This is a genomic window from Streptomyces sp. NPDC001750 (assembly GCF_042892615.1).
In the GTDB taxonomy this organism is placed as follows: domain Bacteria; phylum Actinomycetota; class Actinomycetes; order Streptomycetales; family Streptomycetaceae; genus Streptomyces.
The window spans coordinates 292,357-309,606 of the sequence record NZ_JBIAUE010000001.1; the positions used below are offsets into that span (position 1 = coordinate 292,357).

Here is a 17,250-nt window from a genome sequence, read left to right on the forward strand (position 1 = left end):
CCCCGGCCGTGCGGACCGGCGGCGTGTCACCGCCCAGGGGCCCTGGCCGTGACCAGCAGCCCGGCGAGCAGGCTCGCGAGCAGGGTGAGCCCGGCCGCCCACCAGAGGACGACGGAGTACCCCTCCAGGACCGCCGCGTCCAGCTTCGCCACGGCGCCGGAGAGCTGCCCCGGAAGCGCCTGCCCGCGGAACAGGATCCCCTTCTCGGCCGCCTCGGCCAGGCCGTCCGGAAGACCCGTCGCGTGGCCCATCCGCACGGAGACCACTCCCGCGACAAGGGTGCCGAACAGGGGCATGCCGGCCCAGCCGCCCAGTTGCTGGGCCGCGCAGACCGCCGCGGCCGTCCCGCCGGAGTCCTGCGGGGAGATCCCGCCGGTCGCGGTGGCGAGGAGCGGCATGAAGGCCAGGCCGATGCCGAAGCCGAAGAGGAGCATGCCGGGCAGCACCTGGGTGGTGTACGCGCCGTCGGCGTCGAGGCCGGTCAGGAGCAGCAGGCCGATCGCCGCGGACACCAGCCCGGACACGATCAGGACGCGGGGCGCCAGCCTGCGGTACAGCAGGGCGGAGACCAGGACGGAGCCGATCGCGACCGCACCGGCCATGGGCAGCACGGCCACGCCGACCGCACCGGGGCTGTAACCGAGGGCGCCCTGGAGGTACATGCTCAGGATCAGGCACACGAGGAACACACCCACACCCGCGAGTGCCAGGGCGAGAAGGGAGCCGAAGCGGTCGCGGTCCTTGAAGACGTACGGCGGCAGGAGCGGGCCGGCCGCCCTGGTCTGCCACCACGCGAAGGCCGCCAGCAGCGCGACCCCGCCCGCGAGGAGGACCACGACCAGGAGGTCGGTCCAGCCGCGCTCCCCGGCCTCGATGAAGCCGTGGACGAGGGCGACGAGGCCGACGGCACCGAGCAGCAGGCCGGGGATATCGGGACGGGCCGGAGTGCGGGCCGGATGGTCGCGCGCGATCAGGGCCGTACCGATCGCGGCGACGACCGCCACCGGAACCGCGGCGTACAGGCACCAGCGCCAGGTCAGGATCTCGGTCAGCCACCCGCCGGCGAACAGGCCGATCGCCGTGCCGCTGCCGATGACCACCGCGTAGATCCCGAAGGCCACGCCGCGTTCGCCGGGGGAGGTGAAGCCGCTGGACACCAGGGCCAGCACGGCCGACGAGAGCAGCGCGGCGAACGCGCCCTGCAGGATGTTCGCCCCGATGAGCGCACCGGCCGAGCCGGCCGAGCCTCCGACCGCACAGGCCACCGCGAAACCGGCCAGGCCGACGACCACCGCCCGCTTGCGGCCCAGGAGGTCGCACAGGTGCCCACCGAGCAGCAGCAGCAAGCCGAAGGCCAGTGCCCTGCCCTCGGTCATCGAGCGCATGTCGTCGGGCGAGAGGCCCAGGTCGGCGTAGACGGCCGGCAGCGCCACGCTCGTGGTCGTCGCGCCGATCAGCACCAGCATCTGCGCCAGCACGGCCGTCACCAGCCCCCACCACCGTCCGGGGAGGGAGCCCACGACACCGGCCGGGACCGGGCCGTACCCCGCCCAGGCCGTCGGTGTGTACGCGGGCGGCGGGACCGGCCGGGGCGGCTGCGCGGCGGGCCCCGGGGGCTGGGGCCGAGGGGACGGGACGGCGGGCTCGGACTGCGGGGGCGGGACGGCGGGCTCGGGCCCGGCCGGGATGCGCGGGTCCGGGCGCGCGGCTCGGGTCTCCGGCGCGAAGTCGAGCAACTGGGCCGCGTGACGGCCGAGTTGGGCCAGCACGGAACCGGGCAGCCACTCCCCCGCCCCGTCCGCGGCCGTACGGGCGGCCACCTCGGCGGGTGTGGGCCGCCGCGCCGGGTCCTTGTGCAGGCACGCGCGTACGAGGTCGACGAGCGACTCCGGTACGCCGGTCAGGTCCGCCTCCTCCTCCGCGACCCGGAAGAGGTGCGCGTTCAGACCGGACTCCGCGGCACCGAAGAGGAGGCGGCCGGTGGCGGCGTACACGAGGACCGCGCCCAGGCAGAACACATCGCTGGCCGCCGTGAGTTCGAGCCCTCGCACCTGTTCGGGAGACATGAAGCCGGGCGAGCCGATCAGCATTCCCGTGCGGGTGTGCAGACTGTCCGGGCCGAGGCTGTCCATGGCCCGCGCGATGCCGAAGTCGATCACGCGCGGCCCGTCCACGGTCACCAGCACGTTGGACGGCTTCAGGTCGCGGTGGATCAGCCCCGCCTCGTGCACCGAACCAAGGGCCGTGGCAAGGCGGTTGGCGAGAACCCGGACGGAGTGCTCGGGCAGCGGGCCGAAGTCCTCGGCGACCACGGTGGTCAGGTCGGGGCCGGGGATGTACTGGGTCGCCACCCAGGGCACCGGCGCCTCGGTGTCGGCGTCGAGCACGGCCGCCGTCCAGGACCCGCCCACCCGCCGGGCGGCAGCGACCTCCCGCGCGAAACGCTTGCGGAATTCGGGGTGTTGGGCGTGCTCGGCCTGCACCACCTTCACCGCCACGGTCCGGCCCGCTTCCGAACGGCCGAGATACACCAGGCCCATGCCGCCCGCGCCGAGGCGGGCTATCAGTCGGTACGGGCCTATGTACGCCGGGTCCTCGGTGATCAACTGGTCCACGTTCGTACGATAGTTCAGTCACCGGGGAGCCGGTGCCCCATCCCGTGAACCGCCGAGGAACCGGCAGCGAGTCCGGCCGGGCGGCGTGCCCGGCGCGTGCGCACCGCTCGGGCGGCACGCACGCCCGCGCCGTCCGTCAGATCCGCCGCAGCTCCCACAGCCGCCAGATGCCGGTGCCGTTCGAGAGGTACTGCGAACCGGAGACCGCGGTCTTGCTGAGGACGTAGTCCTTCTTCTGCCACAGCGGCACCAGCGGCACGTCCTCACCGACCAGCGCCTGGAGCTGCTTGTAGTCCGACGAGGTGCGCCCGCGGTCGCTGTACTGGAGCGTGGACGAGATCAGGGAGTCCATCTTCTTGCTGGAGTAGCCGTTGTGGAGGCTGTTGCCGCTGCCGACGAGCGGCTGGCTGAACGTGTCGGGGTCCGGGTAGTCGGGGACCCAGCCGATGGTGTACGCGTCGTACTTGCCCGCCGCGTAGTCCTTCTGGAACTGCTGCCAGTCGACGGACTTGAGGCTGACCTTGAACAGCCCGTCCTTCTCCAGCTGGCGGCGGATCTCGGCGCTCTCCTTGACGTACGCCTCGTCGCCCCGGCCGTAGGCGATGTCGATCGACACCGGGGTCTGCGCACCGGCCTCCTGCAGCAGCTTCTTGGCGCGCTCGGAGTCGGGCGAGGGGTAGGCGTCGAAGAACGGCGTGCTGTGCCCGATGACGCCCTGCGGGATCAGCGAGTAGAGGGGCTCGACGGTGCCCTGGTAGATGTCGGTCACCAGCGGCCCGCGGTCGAGGACCGACGCGACCGCCTGCCGGACCTGCTTGTCGGCGAACGGGGAGTCGGGGCGGACGTTGAAGACGAGGTTGCGGATCTCGGCGCTGTCCGCCTCGGTGATGCGCAGGTCGGGGTCGCCGGGGTTCAGCGCGGCGAGCGTGGCCGGCGGCAGCTGCCGGTGCGTCACTTCGAGCTTGCCGGCCTTCCAGGCCGCCAGGAGCTCCTCCGACTCCTTGTAGTAATGCACGGTGACCGGCACACCGGACTTCTTCACCACACCCTTGTAGTGCGGGTTGGGAACGAACTCGGCCACCTTGCCCGGCTGATACGACTTCAGCAGGTACGGGCCTGAGCCGTCGACGGTGCTCCCGGTCCGGAGCTTGTTCGCCGGGTACGACTCGCGGTCGACGATCGAACCGGCTCCGGTGGCCAGCTTCTGCGGGAACGTCGCGTCGCGCGAGGAGAGGTTGAAGGTGATGGTGCGGCCCTCGGTCACCACGTTCTTCAGGCTCGGGAACAGCACCCACGGACCGACATCCGTCTTGATCTTGATCATGCGCTCGATGGAGAACTTGACATCGGCGGCGGTGATCTGGCGCCCGTTCGAGAAGTGCAGGTCGTCCCGGAGCTTGCACTGGTACGTCTGGAGCTTCTGGCCGATGAACTGGCAGCTCTCGGCGGCGTCGGGCTCGGGAACGGTCCCGCCGGGCTTGAACGTCAGGAGGGACTGGTAGATGTTGCTGTACATCGCCCAGGAACCGACGTCGTACGCACCGGCCGGATCGAGCGAGGTCACGTCGTCCGTGGTGCCGACCAGGATCGGATCACGTTTCACCTCGTCGGAGGGGAGCAACTGCCAGGCGATGACGCCGGCGATGACCAAAACCGCGAAAATCGCGAGAATCCGTACCCGGATCGACCGCATGGACGTGCTCTCCCTATTACCAGCCCCACCTCGGTGTCGCGCGCAGACACGCAGGCCACCGCATGCTCGCGTTCACCCAATCACACGACTTTCACATCTGGAAGACCAAAACTGGGACTCATAGCCTTTTGTTCGGCACTTGAAACCTTGCCGGTTTCAACATGGTCTGTAACAAGACAACGACGGAGTGTCAGACCCGCAGCGAGGCCAGCTCCACAACGGTGATGTCGGAGGGCGCGCCCACCCGTACCGGCGGCCCCCAGGCTCCCGCCCCGCGCGTGACGTACAACTGGGTGTCGCCGTAACGGTCGAGTCCGGCGACGGTGGGATTGGCGAGTCCGGCGACCAGGTCGCCCGGCCAGAGCTGCCCGCCGTGGGTGTGTCCGGACAACTGGAGGTCCACGCCCCAGGCGACGGCGTCGTCGATGACGACGGGCTGGTGGGCGAGGAGGACGGAGGCGCGCGCGGGGTCACGGTCGCCGAGCGCGGCCTCGAAGTCCGGGCCCTGCCCCTCGGCCTCCCCGGCGATGTCGTTGACACCGGCGAGGTCGAATCCGTCGATCTCGACCCGGGCGTTCTCCAGCGGGTGGAGGCCCAATTCCCGCACGTGGTCCACCCATGGGGCGGCGCCGGAGTAGTACTCGTGGTTCCCGGTGACGAAGAAGCTCCCCTGACGGGCGTCCAGCCCGGCGAGCGGTTCCGCCGCCGTACCGAGGTCGTCGACGGTGCCGTCCACCAGGTCGCCCACGACCGCGACCAGATCCGGCCGGGTCCGGTTGATCGTGTCGACGATCCGCTGGGTGTGGGCGCGGCCGAGGATCGGCCCGAGATGGATGTCGCTGACGACGGCGATCCGCAGACCGTGCGCGGAGCGCGGCAGTCTGGCGAGCGGGACGGTGACCCGCTTGACCCGCGGCCCGCGCAGCACGCCGTACGTGCCGTGGCCGACCGTGCCGAGCCCGGCGACGGCGGCGGCACCCCCGACCGCCCGCGCGACGAACAGGCGACGCGTGAGGGCGGAGGCGGCGACGGGGACAATGGCAGGGGCGGCCGTGCCGCTGTCAGTGTTCAGCCCCGGTGCCGGCAGTCCCGGAGTCGGTGCGCGCGGCTGCGGAGCCGCCGTCACCGTCACCCACCATCACGGCCGAGGGAGCCTGCGCCACCGGGGAAGCCGTGGCCGACGGCCCCTCCGTCGCCGGGGAAGCCGCCACCGAGGCAGCCGGCGCCGCCGGGGCCCCTTCCGCGTCCGCCGCCCCGCCCCGCGAGACCTCGTCCGCCGCACGCCCGTCCCCTCGCCCGCGTACGGCGTCCCCTCGTCCCCGTACGGCGTCCCGGCGCGCGAGCACCCGTCGCAGCACCGGCCGTACCGCCTCGCCCACCAGCAGCGCGAGGGTCAGGTACAGCACCGCCGCCAGCCACAGATAGCCCGGCCAGGCCAGCGCCTGCTGGAGCGGGAAGGGAGCGCCGACGCGCCCGGCGACCAGGGCGCCGATGCTCAGCAGCGGCAGCAGGTACGCCGCCACCGTGCCGGCCCGGCGCAGGGCGCTGCCCTTGGTGGTCGTGTCGCCGACGAGGCGCTGCCAGACGTAGCGGTGCACTCCTGCCAGCAGCGCGAGCACCACGAGCACCACCAGCGCGAAACCCGCCACGGTCATGTGCGTCTCCCCCGCCGCTCGTCCGTCCGGTTATCGACGCTCGCGGCGCAGGGCCCGCAGACCTCGGAACCCGATCACCCCGACTGCCGTCCCCAGGAGAAAGGACGTGACGGCGAGCAGCAGATGCACCCAGAAGTAGGCAGTCGGGTCACCCGCGTCGTCGAAGGCGAGCCCGCTGGCGTCCTTCGACAGGTTCTTGACGAAAGTGATCCAGATGACCCAGCTCCACACCCCGAAGGCGAGCAGGAACCAGGAGACGGGGCGGCTGAGCTTCATGGACCCAGTATCACCGCCGCGCTCCGGCGAGGTCGCCCGGGGTGGGCCGTCCTGGCGGAGCATACGGCGGGTCAGGCCATCCGCGCCCGCGTTCATATCTTCACCCTGTACGTTTCCGACCGTGCCCGCACTGAAAAAGATCGCACTGACGGTCGCATCTGCCGCCATGTTGTCTGCTTTTGCCGTCAATCCGGCATCGGCGGCCGACAAGGACTCCTCCGACAAGAAGCCGAAGCCGCCCTCGGGCATGTCGCAGGTCGGCGGCGAGCTGCTGAGCCGGGCCGGTACGCAGGTCGACTTGGGGGCCGGGGCGCCGGTCCTGCCCAAGGGCCTCACGGGCAGATCGTGGATCGTCGCCGACGCGGAGAACGGCGACGTGCTCGCCGCACACAACGCGCACTGGCCGCTGCCGCCCGCCTCCACGCTGAAGATGCTCTTCGCGGACACCGTGCTGCCCAAGCTCCAGCCGAAGACCCGGACCTACACGGTACGGCCCGAGGACCTCGCCGATCTCGGCGAGGGGAGCAGCCTGGTCGGGGTCAAGGAGAACCTCACCTACACGGTCCACGACCTGTGGCTCGGGGTGTTCCTGCGCTCGGGCAACGACGCCGTGCACGCGCTGTCCGCGATGTACGGGGGCGTCCCCCGGACGGTCACCGACATGCAGGCGCACGCCGAGGAGTTGCAGGCGCTCGACACGAAGGTGGTGTCGCCCGACGGGTACGACGCTCCAGAGCAGGTCTCCAGCGCGTACGACCTGACGCTGATCGCCCGCAGCGGCCTCCAGAAGGCGGACTTCCGGGAGTACTGCTCGACGGCCGAGGCGGAGTTCCCCGGCGAGAAGAAGAAGAACGGGGAGCGCGAGACCTTCGCGATCCAGAACACCAACCGGCTGCTCACCGGCGCGGACGGGGTCGCCCCGTACAAGGGCGTCGCGGGCGTCAAGAACGGCTACACCACGCACGCGGGCAACACCTTCACCGGGGTCGCCGAGCGCGACGGCAGGGTGCTGCTCGTCACCGTCATGAACCCGTCGTCCGAGAAGCAGCACGCCGTCTACAAGGAGGCCGCGAGCCTCCTCGACTGGGGCTTCGAGGCGAGCGGCAAGGTGACCCCGGTCGGCGAGCTGGTGCCGCCGAGGTCCGCCGGGACCGGTACGGAGGACGACACCGTCAGTGGGACGGGGAAGGGCCCCACGGCCGCGAACGGGACGGGCGACGGCCGAAACAGCTCCTCGCACGCCGCCGGGACCGCGGCCTCCGACGGCGGCGGGAGCGGTGCCGGGATCGCGCTGGGCATCGCCGCGGGTGTCGTGGCGCTGGTGGGCGGAGCGGCGTTCCTGATCAACCGGCGCTGGCCGCTGCCGGACCTGGTGCGTCGCCGCTCCCGTCACTGACGGGCCCGGCGCCCCCTCCGTCGTCCTCGCCGCTGTCCTCGCCCTCGTCCTCACCGGCCTCCTCGCCGTTGCTCGGCGTCGCCGTCCAGGCGGCGCAGAACAGCAGCAGCCGCGCGGTGAAGTTGAGCCACAGCAGGAGCGCCACCGGCACCCCGAAGGCGCCGTACATGCTCTTCGAGGCGACGCCTCGCATGTAGCCGCCGAGCAGCAGCTTGAGGAGTTCGAAGCCGACCGCGCCGATCACCCCGGCGACCAGCAGCCTGCGGCGCGGCGGCTCCACACCGGGCAGCAGCGTCAACAGGTAGAGCAGCAGCAGGAAGTCGGCGAGGACCGCCACGAGCAGGGCGGCCACCTGGAGCAGCACACCGCCCGCGCCCCGGTCCGGGATGTCCAGCAGCCGGGCGGTCCAGCCGACGGCGACGGAACCGGCCGAGGAGATCGCGAGCGTCGCCAGCACGGCCCCGCCCAGCCCCAGCAGCAGCCCCGCGTCCTTGAGCTTGCGGACGACGGGGTTGCCCGTGTCCACGTCGTCGATCCCCCACACGGCGCGCAGGCAGTCCCGCAGGGCGCCGATCCAGCCGATGCCGGTGAACAGCAGCACCGCACCGGCGACCACCCCGATCGTCCCGGCGTGGGCCACCAGATCCGCGATGCCGAGCTGGTCGGAGATGCCCGGCACTTGCTCGGCGAGCACGTTCTCGATCCGGTGGAGCTGCCCCTCGGTGAGCAGCGCGGCACCGATCGCCGCGCCGACCGCGATCAGCGGGAACAGTGCCAGGAAGCTGATGAACGTGATCGCCGCCGCGAGCCTGGTCCAGTGGACCCGTTCCAGGGTCTCGTAGGAGCGCCAGACGTGAGTCGCCATCAGCCGGGAGACGATCGGCCCGATGACGGGGAGGTTCTTCAGCCAGTCCATGACATACGACTACCTGTCCGGGCGCCGAAACCCGAAACTCCCCTCACCGGCGAACGAGTTGAAACGTATCGAAACATCTTGAATCGCCCATATAGGTGAGCACATTGATAAATCCCCCGAATGGGTTTTCTCAGGCGATACGGTCACCGTCATGTCCGTCGACACCGTGTCCCTGACCGGCTGGGGCCGTACCGCCCCGACGACCGCCCTGCGCTTTCGCCCGCGCACCTACGAGGAGGCGGTGGAGATGGTGCGCGGCTGCGGGCCGCGCGGCTCCATCGCCCGGGGGTTCGGCCGGGCCCATGGCGACGCGGCACAGAACGGCGGCGGCTCCGTGCTCGACATGACCGCGCTGAACCGTATCCGCACCATCGACGCCGGGGCCGGTCTGGTGGTCTGCGACGCCGGGGTCGGCCTGCACCGGTTGATGGAGGTCCTGCTGCCGCTCGGCTGGTTCCCGCCGGTCACGTCGGCCACCCGCCGGATCACCGTCGGCGGCGCGATCGGCTCCGACGTCCACGGGCCGAACCACCACGTCTCCGGCTCCTTCAGCCGCCACGTGCGGGAGCTGGAGCTGCTGACGGCCGACGGCGAGATCCGTACGGTCCGGCCCGGCACCGCCCTCTTCGACGCGACCGCGGGCGGGCTGGGGCTGACCGGGGTGATCCTCTCGGCCACGCTGCGGCTGCACCGGGTCGGCAGCGCGTGGATGTCCGTCGACACCGAACGGGCCGTCGACCTGGACGACCTGCTCGCCCGGCTCTCCTCCGGGGACCACCGCTACCGCTACTCGTCCGCCTGGATCGACCTCCAGGCGAGGGGCCGCTCGACGGGACGTTCCGTACTCACCCGAGGAGAGCACGCGCCCCCGTACGCGCTCCCGCCGGGCGCCCGGCGCGCACCTCTCGCCCTCCGCCCGGCACGGCTGCCCGCCGCCCCCGCCCTCGTACCGGCGGGACCGCTCGGCCGTGCCTCCGTGGCCCTTCTCAACGAACTCCGCTACCGCCGGGCACCGTCCTACCGGATCGGCGAACTCCAGCGGCTGTCCGCGTTCTTCCACCCCATGGACGGCCCCTCGCACGGCAGCCGCCTCGACCGCCCGCACGGCCCGGCACCTCACGGCCGCCCGAACCGCGCGGAACGTCCCGACCGCCTCGATCTCGTCGGCCTTCTCGACCGCTTCGACCACCTCGACCGCCTTCACGGCCGCGCCGGATACGTCCGGTACCAGTTCGTCGTCGGGCACGGACAGGAGGAGACGCTGCGCCGGATCGTGCGCCGGATCTCGGGGCGGCGCTGCGCCTCGCCCCTCGCGGTGCTGAAGCGGCTCGGCACCGGCGACCCGGGCTGGCTCTCGTTCCCGGTGCCCGGCTGGACGCTCGCCCTTGACCTGCCCGCCGCCCTGCCCGGTCTGGGCCGGTTCCTGGACTCGCTGGACGAGGAGGTGGCGGCGGCCGGTGGCCGGGTGTGCCTGGCGAAGGACGCGCGGCTGCGGCCGGAGATGCTCGCCGCCATGTACCCGCGGCTGGACGAGTTCCGGTCGCTGCGCGCGGAACTGGATCCGCACGGGGCCTTCCGCTCGGACCTGTCGCGGCGCCTGTCGCTCTGACCGGGCCGTCCGGGGCCGGCCGCGCCCTGCCCCGTCCCGTTCCTTCTCCGGTGCCGCCCCCGGCCGCGCCCGCCCGCATGCCCGTACGCATCCCCGTCCACATCCCCGTCCGCAAGGAGTGTTCCGTGAAGGACGCCTTCGGTGCTCCGCAGTCCCTGCTCGTGCTCGGCGGCACGTCGAGGATCGCCCTCGCCACCGCGCGCCGGCTGGTCGCCGCGCGCACCCGTACCGTCCGGCTGGCCGGGCGCCCCTCACCCGCCCTCGAATCGGCCGCGGAGGAGCTGCGCGCGTACGGCGCCGACGTCAGCACGGTCGACTTCGACGCCCTCGCCCCCGAGACCCACGAGACGGTCCTCGGGAAGGTCTTCGCCGAGGGCGACATCGACGTGGTGCTCCTCGCCTTCGGCATCGCGGGCGACCAGGAACGGGACGAGGAGGAACCGCTGGGCGCGGTCCGGGTCGCCCAGACCAACTACACGGGAGCCGTCTCCGCCGGGCTGGTGTGCGCCGGCAGACTCCAGGCGCAGGGGCACGGCTCGCTGGTGGTGCTGTCCTCGGTGGCCGGCGAGCGGGCCCGCCGCGCGGACTTCATCTACGGGTCCAGCAAGGCGGGCCTGGACACGTTCGCCCAGGGCCTGGGAGAGGCACTGCGCGGCACGGGGGTGCACGTGATGGTCGTGCGCCCCGGCGTCGTACGGCCGGAGACGGCGACGCCCGCCGAGCCCGCGGCACCGCGCCCCACGACGCCACGGCCCACGACCTCGCGGTCGATGCCGCCGCGGTCCGCGCCGTCACAGTCCGTGCCGTCACGGATCACGGCCGCACGGCTCGCCCGGTACGGGGACGCCGCCTCCCGGATCGCCGCGGCACCGCTGGAGGCACCGCCTCTCGTGACGACGCCGGACGCGGTCGCGACGGCGATCGTGACGGGGCTGCGACGACGCTCGGGGACGGTGTGGGTGCCCGGCGCGCTGCGCGTGGTGATGTCGGCGCTGCGGCACGTGCCGCGCCCGCTGTTCCGACGCCTGCCGATGTGACGCACGAACGCCACCGGTCCGACATGCGTACGCGCCCGCCCCGGCGGGACCGGGACGGGCGCGTACACGGGACGGGTCAGGACCGCAGGGAGGGCTCGTCCACGGAGGAGCCGCCCTGCGCGGGCACGGCGGGCGTGCCGCCCCCGCCGCCGAACGGGAACTCGTTGATCTTGCGCCACACGAGGTCCGGGCCCTGCTCGTACAGGGCGAAGGAACCGCAGGTCCAGGCGGCCTCGTAGTCGGCCAGCTCCTCGTACGCCCGGTCCATCGCCTGCTCGGGGATGTCGTGCGCCACGGTCACGTGCGGGTGGTACGGGAACTGGAGCTCGCGCACCAGCGGCCCGGAGGCGTCCCTGACCCGCTTCTGGAGCCACGAGCAGGCCGAGGCGCCCTCGACGACCTGCACGAAGACGACCGGCGAGAGGGGCCGGAAGGTGCCCGTCCCGGACAGCCGCATCGGAAAGGGCCGGCCGGCCGTCGCGATCCGGGCGAGGTGCGCCTCGATCGCGGGCAGGTCGGCCGCGGCGGCCTCGGTCGGCGGAAGGAGGGTGACATGGGTGGGAATGCCGTACGCGGCAGGATCCCCGAAGCTCGCGCGCCGCTCCTGGAGCAGACTGCCGTAGGGCTCCGGGACCGCGATCGAAACGCCGAGCGTTACGGTCCCCACGTCGTTCTCCTCAATCCTCGAAGGTCGGTGGTCCTCAATGGTGAACAGCCCTTTTTCGGCCATCCGCCCGGTGGATTTCCCATCGCCAGTGTGACGCCTGGGGCGACAAAACCGCCAGGGTCCTTGGACTCAGTGCTTAGCGGGCAGAAAGCCCATCCGGTCGTACGTCCGGGCCAGGGTCTCGGCCGCCACGGCACGGGCCTTCTCCGCACCCTTGGCCAGGATCGAGTCCAGCGTCTCCGGGTCGTCCAGGTATTCCTGGGTGCGGGTGCGGAACGGTGTGACGAAGTCGACCATGACCTCGGCGAGGTCGGTCTTGAGCGCACCGTAGCCCTTGCCCTCGTACTTCTGCTCCAGATCCGCGACACCGGTGCCGGTGAGCGTGGAGTAGATGGTCAGCAGGTTGCTGACGCCGGGCTTCTCGGCCCGGTCGAAGCGGATGACGGTGTCGGTGTCGGTGACGGCGCTCTTGACCTTCTTGGCGGTGGCCTTCGGCTCGTCGAGGAGGTTGATCAGACCCTTCGGGGTGGCCGCCGACTTGCTCATCTTCGACGACGGGTCCTGGAGGTCGTAGATCTTCGCCGTCTCCTTGAGGATGTACGGGTCCGGCACGGTGAACGTGTCGCCGTAGGTGCCGTTGAACCGCTCGGCGAGATCGCGGGTCAGCTCCAGGTGCTGGCGCTGGTCCTCGCCGACCGGGACCTGGTCGGCCTGGTACAGCAGGATGTCGGCGACCATCAGCATCGGGTACGTGAAGAGGCCGACGGTGGTGCGGTCGGCGCCCTGCTTGGCGGACTTGTCCTTGAACTGCGTCATGCGGGACGCCTCGCCGAAGCCCGTCAGGCAGTTCATGACCCAGCCGAGCTGGGCGTGCTCGGGCACGTGGCTCTGGACGAAGAGCGTGCAGCGCTCGGGGTCGAGACCGGCGGCGAGGAGCTGGGCGACGGCGAGCCGGGTGTTCGCGCGCAGCTGCGCGGGGTCCTGCGGGACGGTGATCGCGTGCAGGTCCACCACCATGTAGAAGGCGTCGTGGGAGTCCTGCAGCGCCACCCACTGGCGCACCGCGCCGAGGTAGTTGCCGAGGTGGAACGAGCCTGCGGTGGGCTGGATTCCGGAGAGCACGCGGGGACGTTCAGAGGCCATGGCCCCATTGTCTCAGGTGCGGCACGCAGCTCCGGCAGCCGGTGGCGCAGCCGTGCGGCGCGGACGGCACGGGACCGGGGCGGTCGGTACGGCGGGCGGCGCCGGGCGGTGCGGGCGTACGGCAGGGGCGCCGGGCGGGCACGGTGCGCGGCACGGGCAGGGACGCCGTGGCGGCCGGGCGGGCACGGCGCGGGGGTGCGGACTGCGATGTCGCGGGGCCGGGGCAGACATGCGGCGAGGGCACGAACAGCGATGTGACAGGAGGTCCGGGCGGGCGCGCCGCAGGGACACGGACAGCGACGTCGCGGAGACCGGACGGGCGCGCCGTGGATCGCAGGTTTCCTCGCCCCGGTTGTGACCGACGATACAAAGTGGGCACCATCCTCCGCCCACGCCGCACGACGATCGGAGATCCCGTGTCGACCACGGACAACGCCATCGCCTCCGCCGAGGCGCACAGCGCGCACAACTACCACCCGCTGCCCGTCGTCGTCGCCTCGGCGGACGGCGCCTGGATGACCGATGTCGAGGGCCGGCGCTATCTCGACATGCTCGCCGGGTACTCGGCGCTCAACTTCGGCCACGGCAACCGGCGCCTGCTCGACGCGGCCAGGGACCAGCTGGAGCGGGTGACCCTCACCTCGCGCGCCTTCTATCACGACCGGTTCGCCGACTTCTGTACGCGGCTCGCCGAACTGTGCGGCATGGAGATGGTCCTGCCGATGAACACCGGGGCGGAGGCCGTGGAGACCGCGGTGAAGACCGCCCGCAAGTGGGGCTACCGGGTGAAGGGCGTCCCGGACGGCATGGCCAAGATCATCGTGGCCTCGAACAACTTCCACGGCCGTACGACGACGATCATCAGCTTCTCCACGGACCCGGAGGCGCGGGAGGACTTCGGCCCGTACACGCCGGGGTTCGAGATCGTTCCGTACGGGGACCTGACCGCGCTCGCGGAGGCGATGACCGAGAACACGGTGGCGGTGCTGCTGGAGCCGATCCAGGGCGAGGCCGGGGTGCTGGTGCCGCCGCCCGGCTACCTTCCCCGGGTACGCGAACTGACCCGGGAGCGGAACGTCCTGTTCATCGCGGACGAGATCCAGTCGGGCCTGGGCCGCACCGGGAAGACCTTCGCGTGCGAGCACGAGGGGGTCGTGCCGGACATGTACGTGCTCGGCAAGGCGTTGGGCGGTGGCGTGGTGCCGGTGTCGGCGGTGGTCTCCTCCCGGGCCGTGCTCGGTGTGTACCGGCCGGGTGAGCACGGCTCGACGTTCGGCGGCAATCCGCTCGCCTGTGCGGTCGCCCTGGAGGTCATCGCGATGCTCCGCACCGGCGAGTACCAGCAGCGGGCGGCCGAACTCGGCGAACACCTCCACCAGGAGCTGAACCTGCTGGTGGGCGGCGGCGCGGTGGAAGAGGTACGAGGACGCGGCCTGTGGGCGGGCGTCGACATCGCCCCGCGCCACGGCACCGGCCGGCAGATCTCCGAGAAGCTGATGGACCGGGGAGTGCTGGTCAAGGACACCCACGGCTCGACGATCCGGATCGCCCCGCCGCTGGTGATCAGCAAGGAGGACCTGGACTGGGGCCTGGAGCAGATCCGCGGCGTGCTGCGCGGCTGAGCCGACAACTCCCGACGCACCCCGGGAGCTCCCGAGGGCGCCGGGACCGTCGAACGGCCCCGGCACCCCGCATCCGGCACCCGGCGCTCAGCACCGGCACCCGCCACCCGGCACCCGGCACCCGTTCAGAACCTCGGAACCCGTTCAGAACGCCGGAACCCCGGGACCCGTTCACAGGATGATGTGAGGGGCGGGAAGGCCTCACAGAATGACGTGGGGCAGGAATCGGGCGTACTCGTCCGTCACCAGCCCGTCCGACTCCCGGATGCCGAGACCCGCCGCCTCGCCCTCGACGACCCACGCCCCGAGCACGACCCGGTTGCCGTCGAAGTCCGGCAGGGGCGCCAACTCCTGGTAGCAGCACGGTTCGTCGCGCAGTACCTCGGCGCTCCCCGGCTCGTGGATCGTGACCCCGGCGCCTTCCCGGCCCAACAGCGGCTTGGCGACGTAACCGGCCCCGGCGCCCGTGCCGTGCCCGGCCAGTTCGCGTGGGCCGTCGAGGTAGGAGGCGAGCAGGTTCGGGTGGCCCGGATAGAGCTCCCAGAGGATCGCCATCAGCGCCTTGTTGGAGAGGAGCATCTTCCAGGCGGGCTCGATCCAGCAGGTGGTGCCGGTGCCGCCGCCGTTGTCGAGGGTGTCCAGGACGTGCGGTCCGAACTTGTCGGTCGCCAGCCACTCCCACGGGTACAGCTTGAAGCAGCTGCGGATGAACCCCAGGCGCTCGTCCACGAACCGGCCCGTCAGCCGGTCCCAGCCGATCTGTTCCACGGAGAGCGCCTCCGTGTCGAGGCCGGCCTGTTCGGCGGTCTCCCGCAGATAGGCGACCGTCATCAGGTCCTCGCCGATCTCGTCGCCCTCGGAGTGCGCGAAGTGCACCGGTCCGGGCGGCAGCAGCCCGGCCTGCCGACGCCACGCCTCGACGAGGCGTTCGTGCAGCGAGTTCCACTGGTCGGCGTCCGGAAAGCGGTCCTCCATCCAGAACCACTGGGCGCTCGCGGCCTCCACCAGCGAGGTGGGGGTGTCCGCGTTGTACTCCAGCATCTTGGCCGGCCCGGCCCCGTCGTAGCGGAGGTCGAACCTGCCGTAGATGGAGGGGAGTTCGTCGCGACGCCGCCAGGACTCCTTGATCAGATCCGCCAACCTGGGGTCGGTGATGCCGAGTTCGGCGAACCTGTCCCGCTCCACGATGTGCGCGGCGGCGGCCAGGCACATCGTGTGCAACTCCTTGACGACCTCCTCCAGCGCCTCGACCTCGGGCAGCGAGAACACGTAGTAGGCGCTCTCGTCCCAATACGGCCGCAGCGACCCGTCAGGGTAACGGGTCAGCGGGTAGACGACGCCCTGGCTCTCGACCGTCTCCTGCCAGCCGGGACGCGGCTGTGTGGTGCGGCGTTCCATCGCGGTTCAGCCGCCTCCGGTGCCAGAGCAGCCGAAGCCGCCGCGTTCGACGGCCGCCTTGTCGAAACTGCCGCCCTCCACCCTGCCGTTCTTGCTCTTGCCGCCGTAGTAGTACGAACCGCCGCCGCTCCCACTGCTGCTGCCGCTCCCACTGCCACTGCCACTGCCGCTCTTGCACTTGTAGCTGGGCAGTTCCTTGTGGGACAGCGGGTCGACACACCGCTTGTCCGGCTCCGAACCGCAGGAGGTGATCACCGCGGCGAGCATCCCCATGCCGCCGAGCACCACGGTGCTCGACCTCAACTTGCGTATGGCCATGTTTCCGTCTCCCCCGTCGTATAAATCCGGCCAGTTCGACCGTTTGTCAGATTAGAACGCGGCGGATCGCGTCGGGAAGTGGGGGCACGAGGCCCGCACCGGACACCACTCACGGGCCGGGCGGCACTGCGGGGATGGCGAGAGGACGAGAGGCTCTTTCCGGGGCGAGAAGGCCCCGTCGGGCCGCCTCGGCGTACACCGCGAGCAAGTGCGCCGGTAACTTCAATTACCGTTCGCCTCAGAGCCGTTGGCCGAGGAAGACACGCAGCGGGAGAGGGGATGGGAGGGCGGACCGCTTGAGCCGACGCACTATCAGACAGCGACTACGCGCGGACAAGCTCCGCCGGAGAGGAACCGTCGCCGAGTAGTCTCCAAGCCACGGCAGTTCCCGACGCCGGAGATGTGCACAGCGGCGGTACGCGAGCAATCCGGCACACCGAAAAGGACACTTTGACCCCGATGTCGCAATCCGAGGAAGTGGGCAAAAACACCCGCGGCGCCACCTAAACCCGCAGGTCAGGAACTATGGTCCCCGCGCACGCGGGGGTGGTCCCGAGGCGTCGGACGCCTTGTCGACGCCCATGCAATGGTCCCCGCGCACGCGGGGGTGGTCCGGTCCCCGGTCAGCCCTGTCCGTGCGGGAGTATGGTCCCCGCGCACGCGGGGGTGGTCCCGGGCGGCCCGTCGGTGCGTCACGCGGCCAAGCGGGCGACACGGCGGCTGTCGATGGTCCCCGCGCACGCGGGGGTGGTCCCAACTGGCCGCCGGCCGAGGGGCAGGCGTACGTATGGTCCCCGCGCACGCGGGGGTGGTCCCTTCGTGATGACGAAAATCGCGGCCCCGAGCGCATGGTCCCCGCGCACGCGGGGGTGGTCCGACGCCGGCCTTGCCGGTGTGGTGCGGGA

The 17,250-nt window shown here is 71.5% G+C and carries 12 protein-coding genes, 1 pseudogene and 1 CRISPR repeat array (1 of these 14 only partly in view); of the genes and pseudogenes, 4 read left to right on the plus strand and 9 right to left on the minus strand.

Translation table 11 applies throughout. The features are described from left to right. Positions 1 to 26: 26 nt before the first annotated feature. From ACFYY6_RS01300 to ACFYY6_RS01315, 4 genes and pseudogenes are all read right to left on the minus strand, one after another. Positions 27 to 2,615 carry an MDR family MFS transporter gene (locus tag ACFYY6_RS01300; protein ID WP_389191177.1) on the minus strand — a complete coding sequence of 863 codons (2,589 nt, stop codon included), beginning with the start codon at positions 2,613 to 2,615 and terminating at the stop codon, positions 27 to 29. Between the two features lie 136 nt (positions 2,616 to 2,751). Beyond that, a complete protein-coding gene (locus tag ACFYY6_RS01305; protein ID WP_389191180.1) occupies positions 2,752 to 4,308 on the minus strand; it encodes an ABC transporter substrate-binding protein in 1,557 nt (518 codons plus the stop codon). A 190-nt stretch (positions 4,309 to 4,498) separates the two neighbouring features. Then, positions 4,499 to 5,963: pseudogene (locus ACFYY6_RS01310) on the minus strand (metallophosphoesterase). Between the two features lie 30 nt (positions 5,964 to 5,993). Beyond that, the gene (locus ACFYY6_RS01315; RefSeq protein ID WP_079185888.1) at positions 5,994 to 6,239 is read right to left on the minus strand and encodes an SCO4848 family membrane protein; all 246 of its coding nucleotides are present in this window, start codon (positions 6,237 to 6,239) and stop codon (positions 5,994 to 5,996) included. A gap of 121 nt (positions 6,240 to 6,360) precedes the next feature. On the opposite strand from ACFYY6_RS01315, the gene ACFYY6_RS01320 reads away from it, so the two are divergent. Continuing rightward, a complete protein-coding gene (locus tag ACFYY6_RS01320; RefSeq protein WP_389191183.1) occupies positions 6,361 to 7,635 on the plus strand; it encodes a D-alanyl-D-alanine carboxypeptidase family protein in 1,275 nt (424 codons plus the stop codon). On the opposite strand, the gene ACFYY6_RS01325 is transcribed toward ACFYY6_RS01320, so the two are convergent. Continuing rightward, positions 7,583 to 8,551, minus strand: a complete 969-nt coding sequence (locus tag ACFYY6_RS01325; protein WP_351523238.1) for a YihY/virulence factor BrkB family protein — start codon at positions 8,549 to 8,551, stop codon at positions 7,583 to 7,585. The genes ACFYY6_RS01320 and ACFYY6_RS01325 overlap by 53 nt on opposite strands. Before the next feature lie 151 nt (positions 8,552 to 8,702). Here ACFYY6_RS01325 and ACFYY6_RS01330 point away from each other — a divergent pair, with 151 nt between their 5' ends. Continuing rightward, a complete protein-coding gene (locus tag ACFYY6_RS01330) occupies positions 8,703 to 10,160 on the plus strand; it encodes an FAD-binding oxidoreductase (protein WP_351523236.1) in 1,458 nt (485 codons plus the stop codon). Positions 10,161 to 10,285: 125 nt separating this feature from the next. Next, positions 10,286 to 11,197: an SDR family NAD(P)-dependent oxidoreductase gene (locus tag ACFYY6_RS01335; RefSeq protein ID WP_351523234.1), complete on the plus strand. Its 912-nt coding sequence runs from the start codon at positions 10,286 to 10,288 to the stop codon at positions 11,195 to 11,197. A gap of 76 nt (positions 11,198 to 11,273) precedes the next feature. Here ACFYY6_RS01335 and ACFYY6_RS01340 read toward each other — a convergent pair whose 3' ends face one another. Beyond that, positions 11,274 to 11,864 (minus strand): 2'-5' RNA ligase family protein, encoded by a 591-nt coding sequence (locus tag ACFYY6_RS01340; protein WP_351523232.1) that lies wholly within the window; start codon positions 11,862 to 11,864, stop codon positions 11,274 to 11,276. A 129-nt stretch (positions 11,865 to 11,993) separates the two neighbouring features. Further along, a complete protein-coding gene (gene trpS, locus ACFYY6_RS01345; RefSeq protein ID WP_351523230.1) occupies positions 11,994 to 13,007 on the minus strand; it encodes a tryptophan--tRNA ligase in 1,014 nt (337 codons plus the stop codon). A 416-nt stretch (positions 13,008 to 13,423) separates the two neighbouring features. On the opposite strand from trpS, the gene rocD reads away from it, so the two are divergent. Then, complete coding sequence (gene rocD / locus ACFYY6_RS01350; RefSeq protein ID WP_351523228.1) at positions 13,424 to 14,629, plus strand: ornithine--oxo-acid transaminase; 1,206 nt, start codon at positions 13,424 to 13,426, stop codon at positions 14,627 to 14,629. A 201-nt stretch (positions 14,630 to 14,830) separates the two neighbouring features. Here the strand turns inward: rocD and ACFYY6_RS01355 are convergent, their stop codons facing one another. After that, complete coding sequence (locus ACFYY6_RS01355) at positions 14,831 to 16,027, minus strand: glutathionylspermidine synthase family protein (protein WP_389191186.1); 1,197 nt, start codon at positions 16,025 to 16,027, stop codon at positions 14,831 to 14,833. Positions 16,028 to 16,033: 6 nt separating this feature from the next. Next, positions 16,034 to 16,345 carry a hypothetical protein gene (locus tag ACFYY6_RS01360; RefSeq protein ID WP_351523225.1) on the minus strand — a complete coding sequence of 104 codons (312 nt, stop codon included), beginning with the start codon at positions 16,343 to 16,345 and terminating at the stop codon, positions 16,034 to 16,036. A gap of 525 nt (positions 16,346 to 16,870) precedes the next feature. Continuing rightward, a CRISPR array of direct repeats spans positions 16,871 to 17,250; the repeat unit is 29 nt; unit sequence ATGGTCCCCGCGCACGCGGGGGTGGTCCC; it runs 399 nt beyond the window's last position.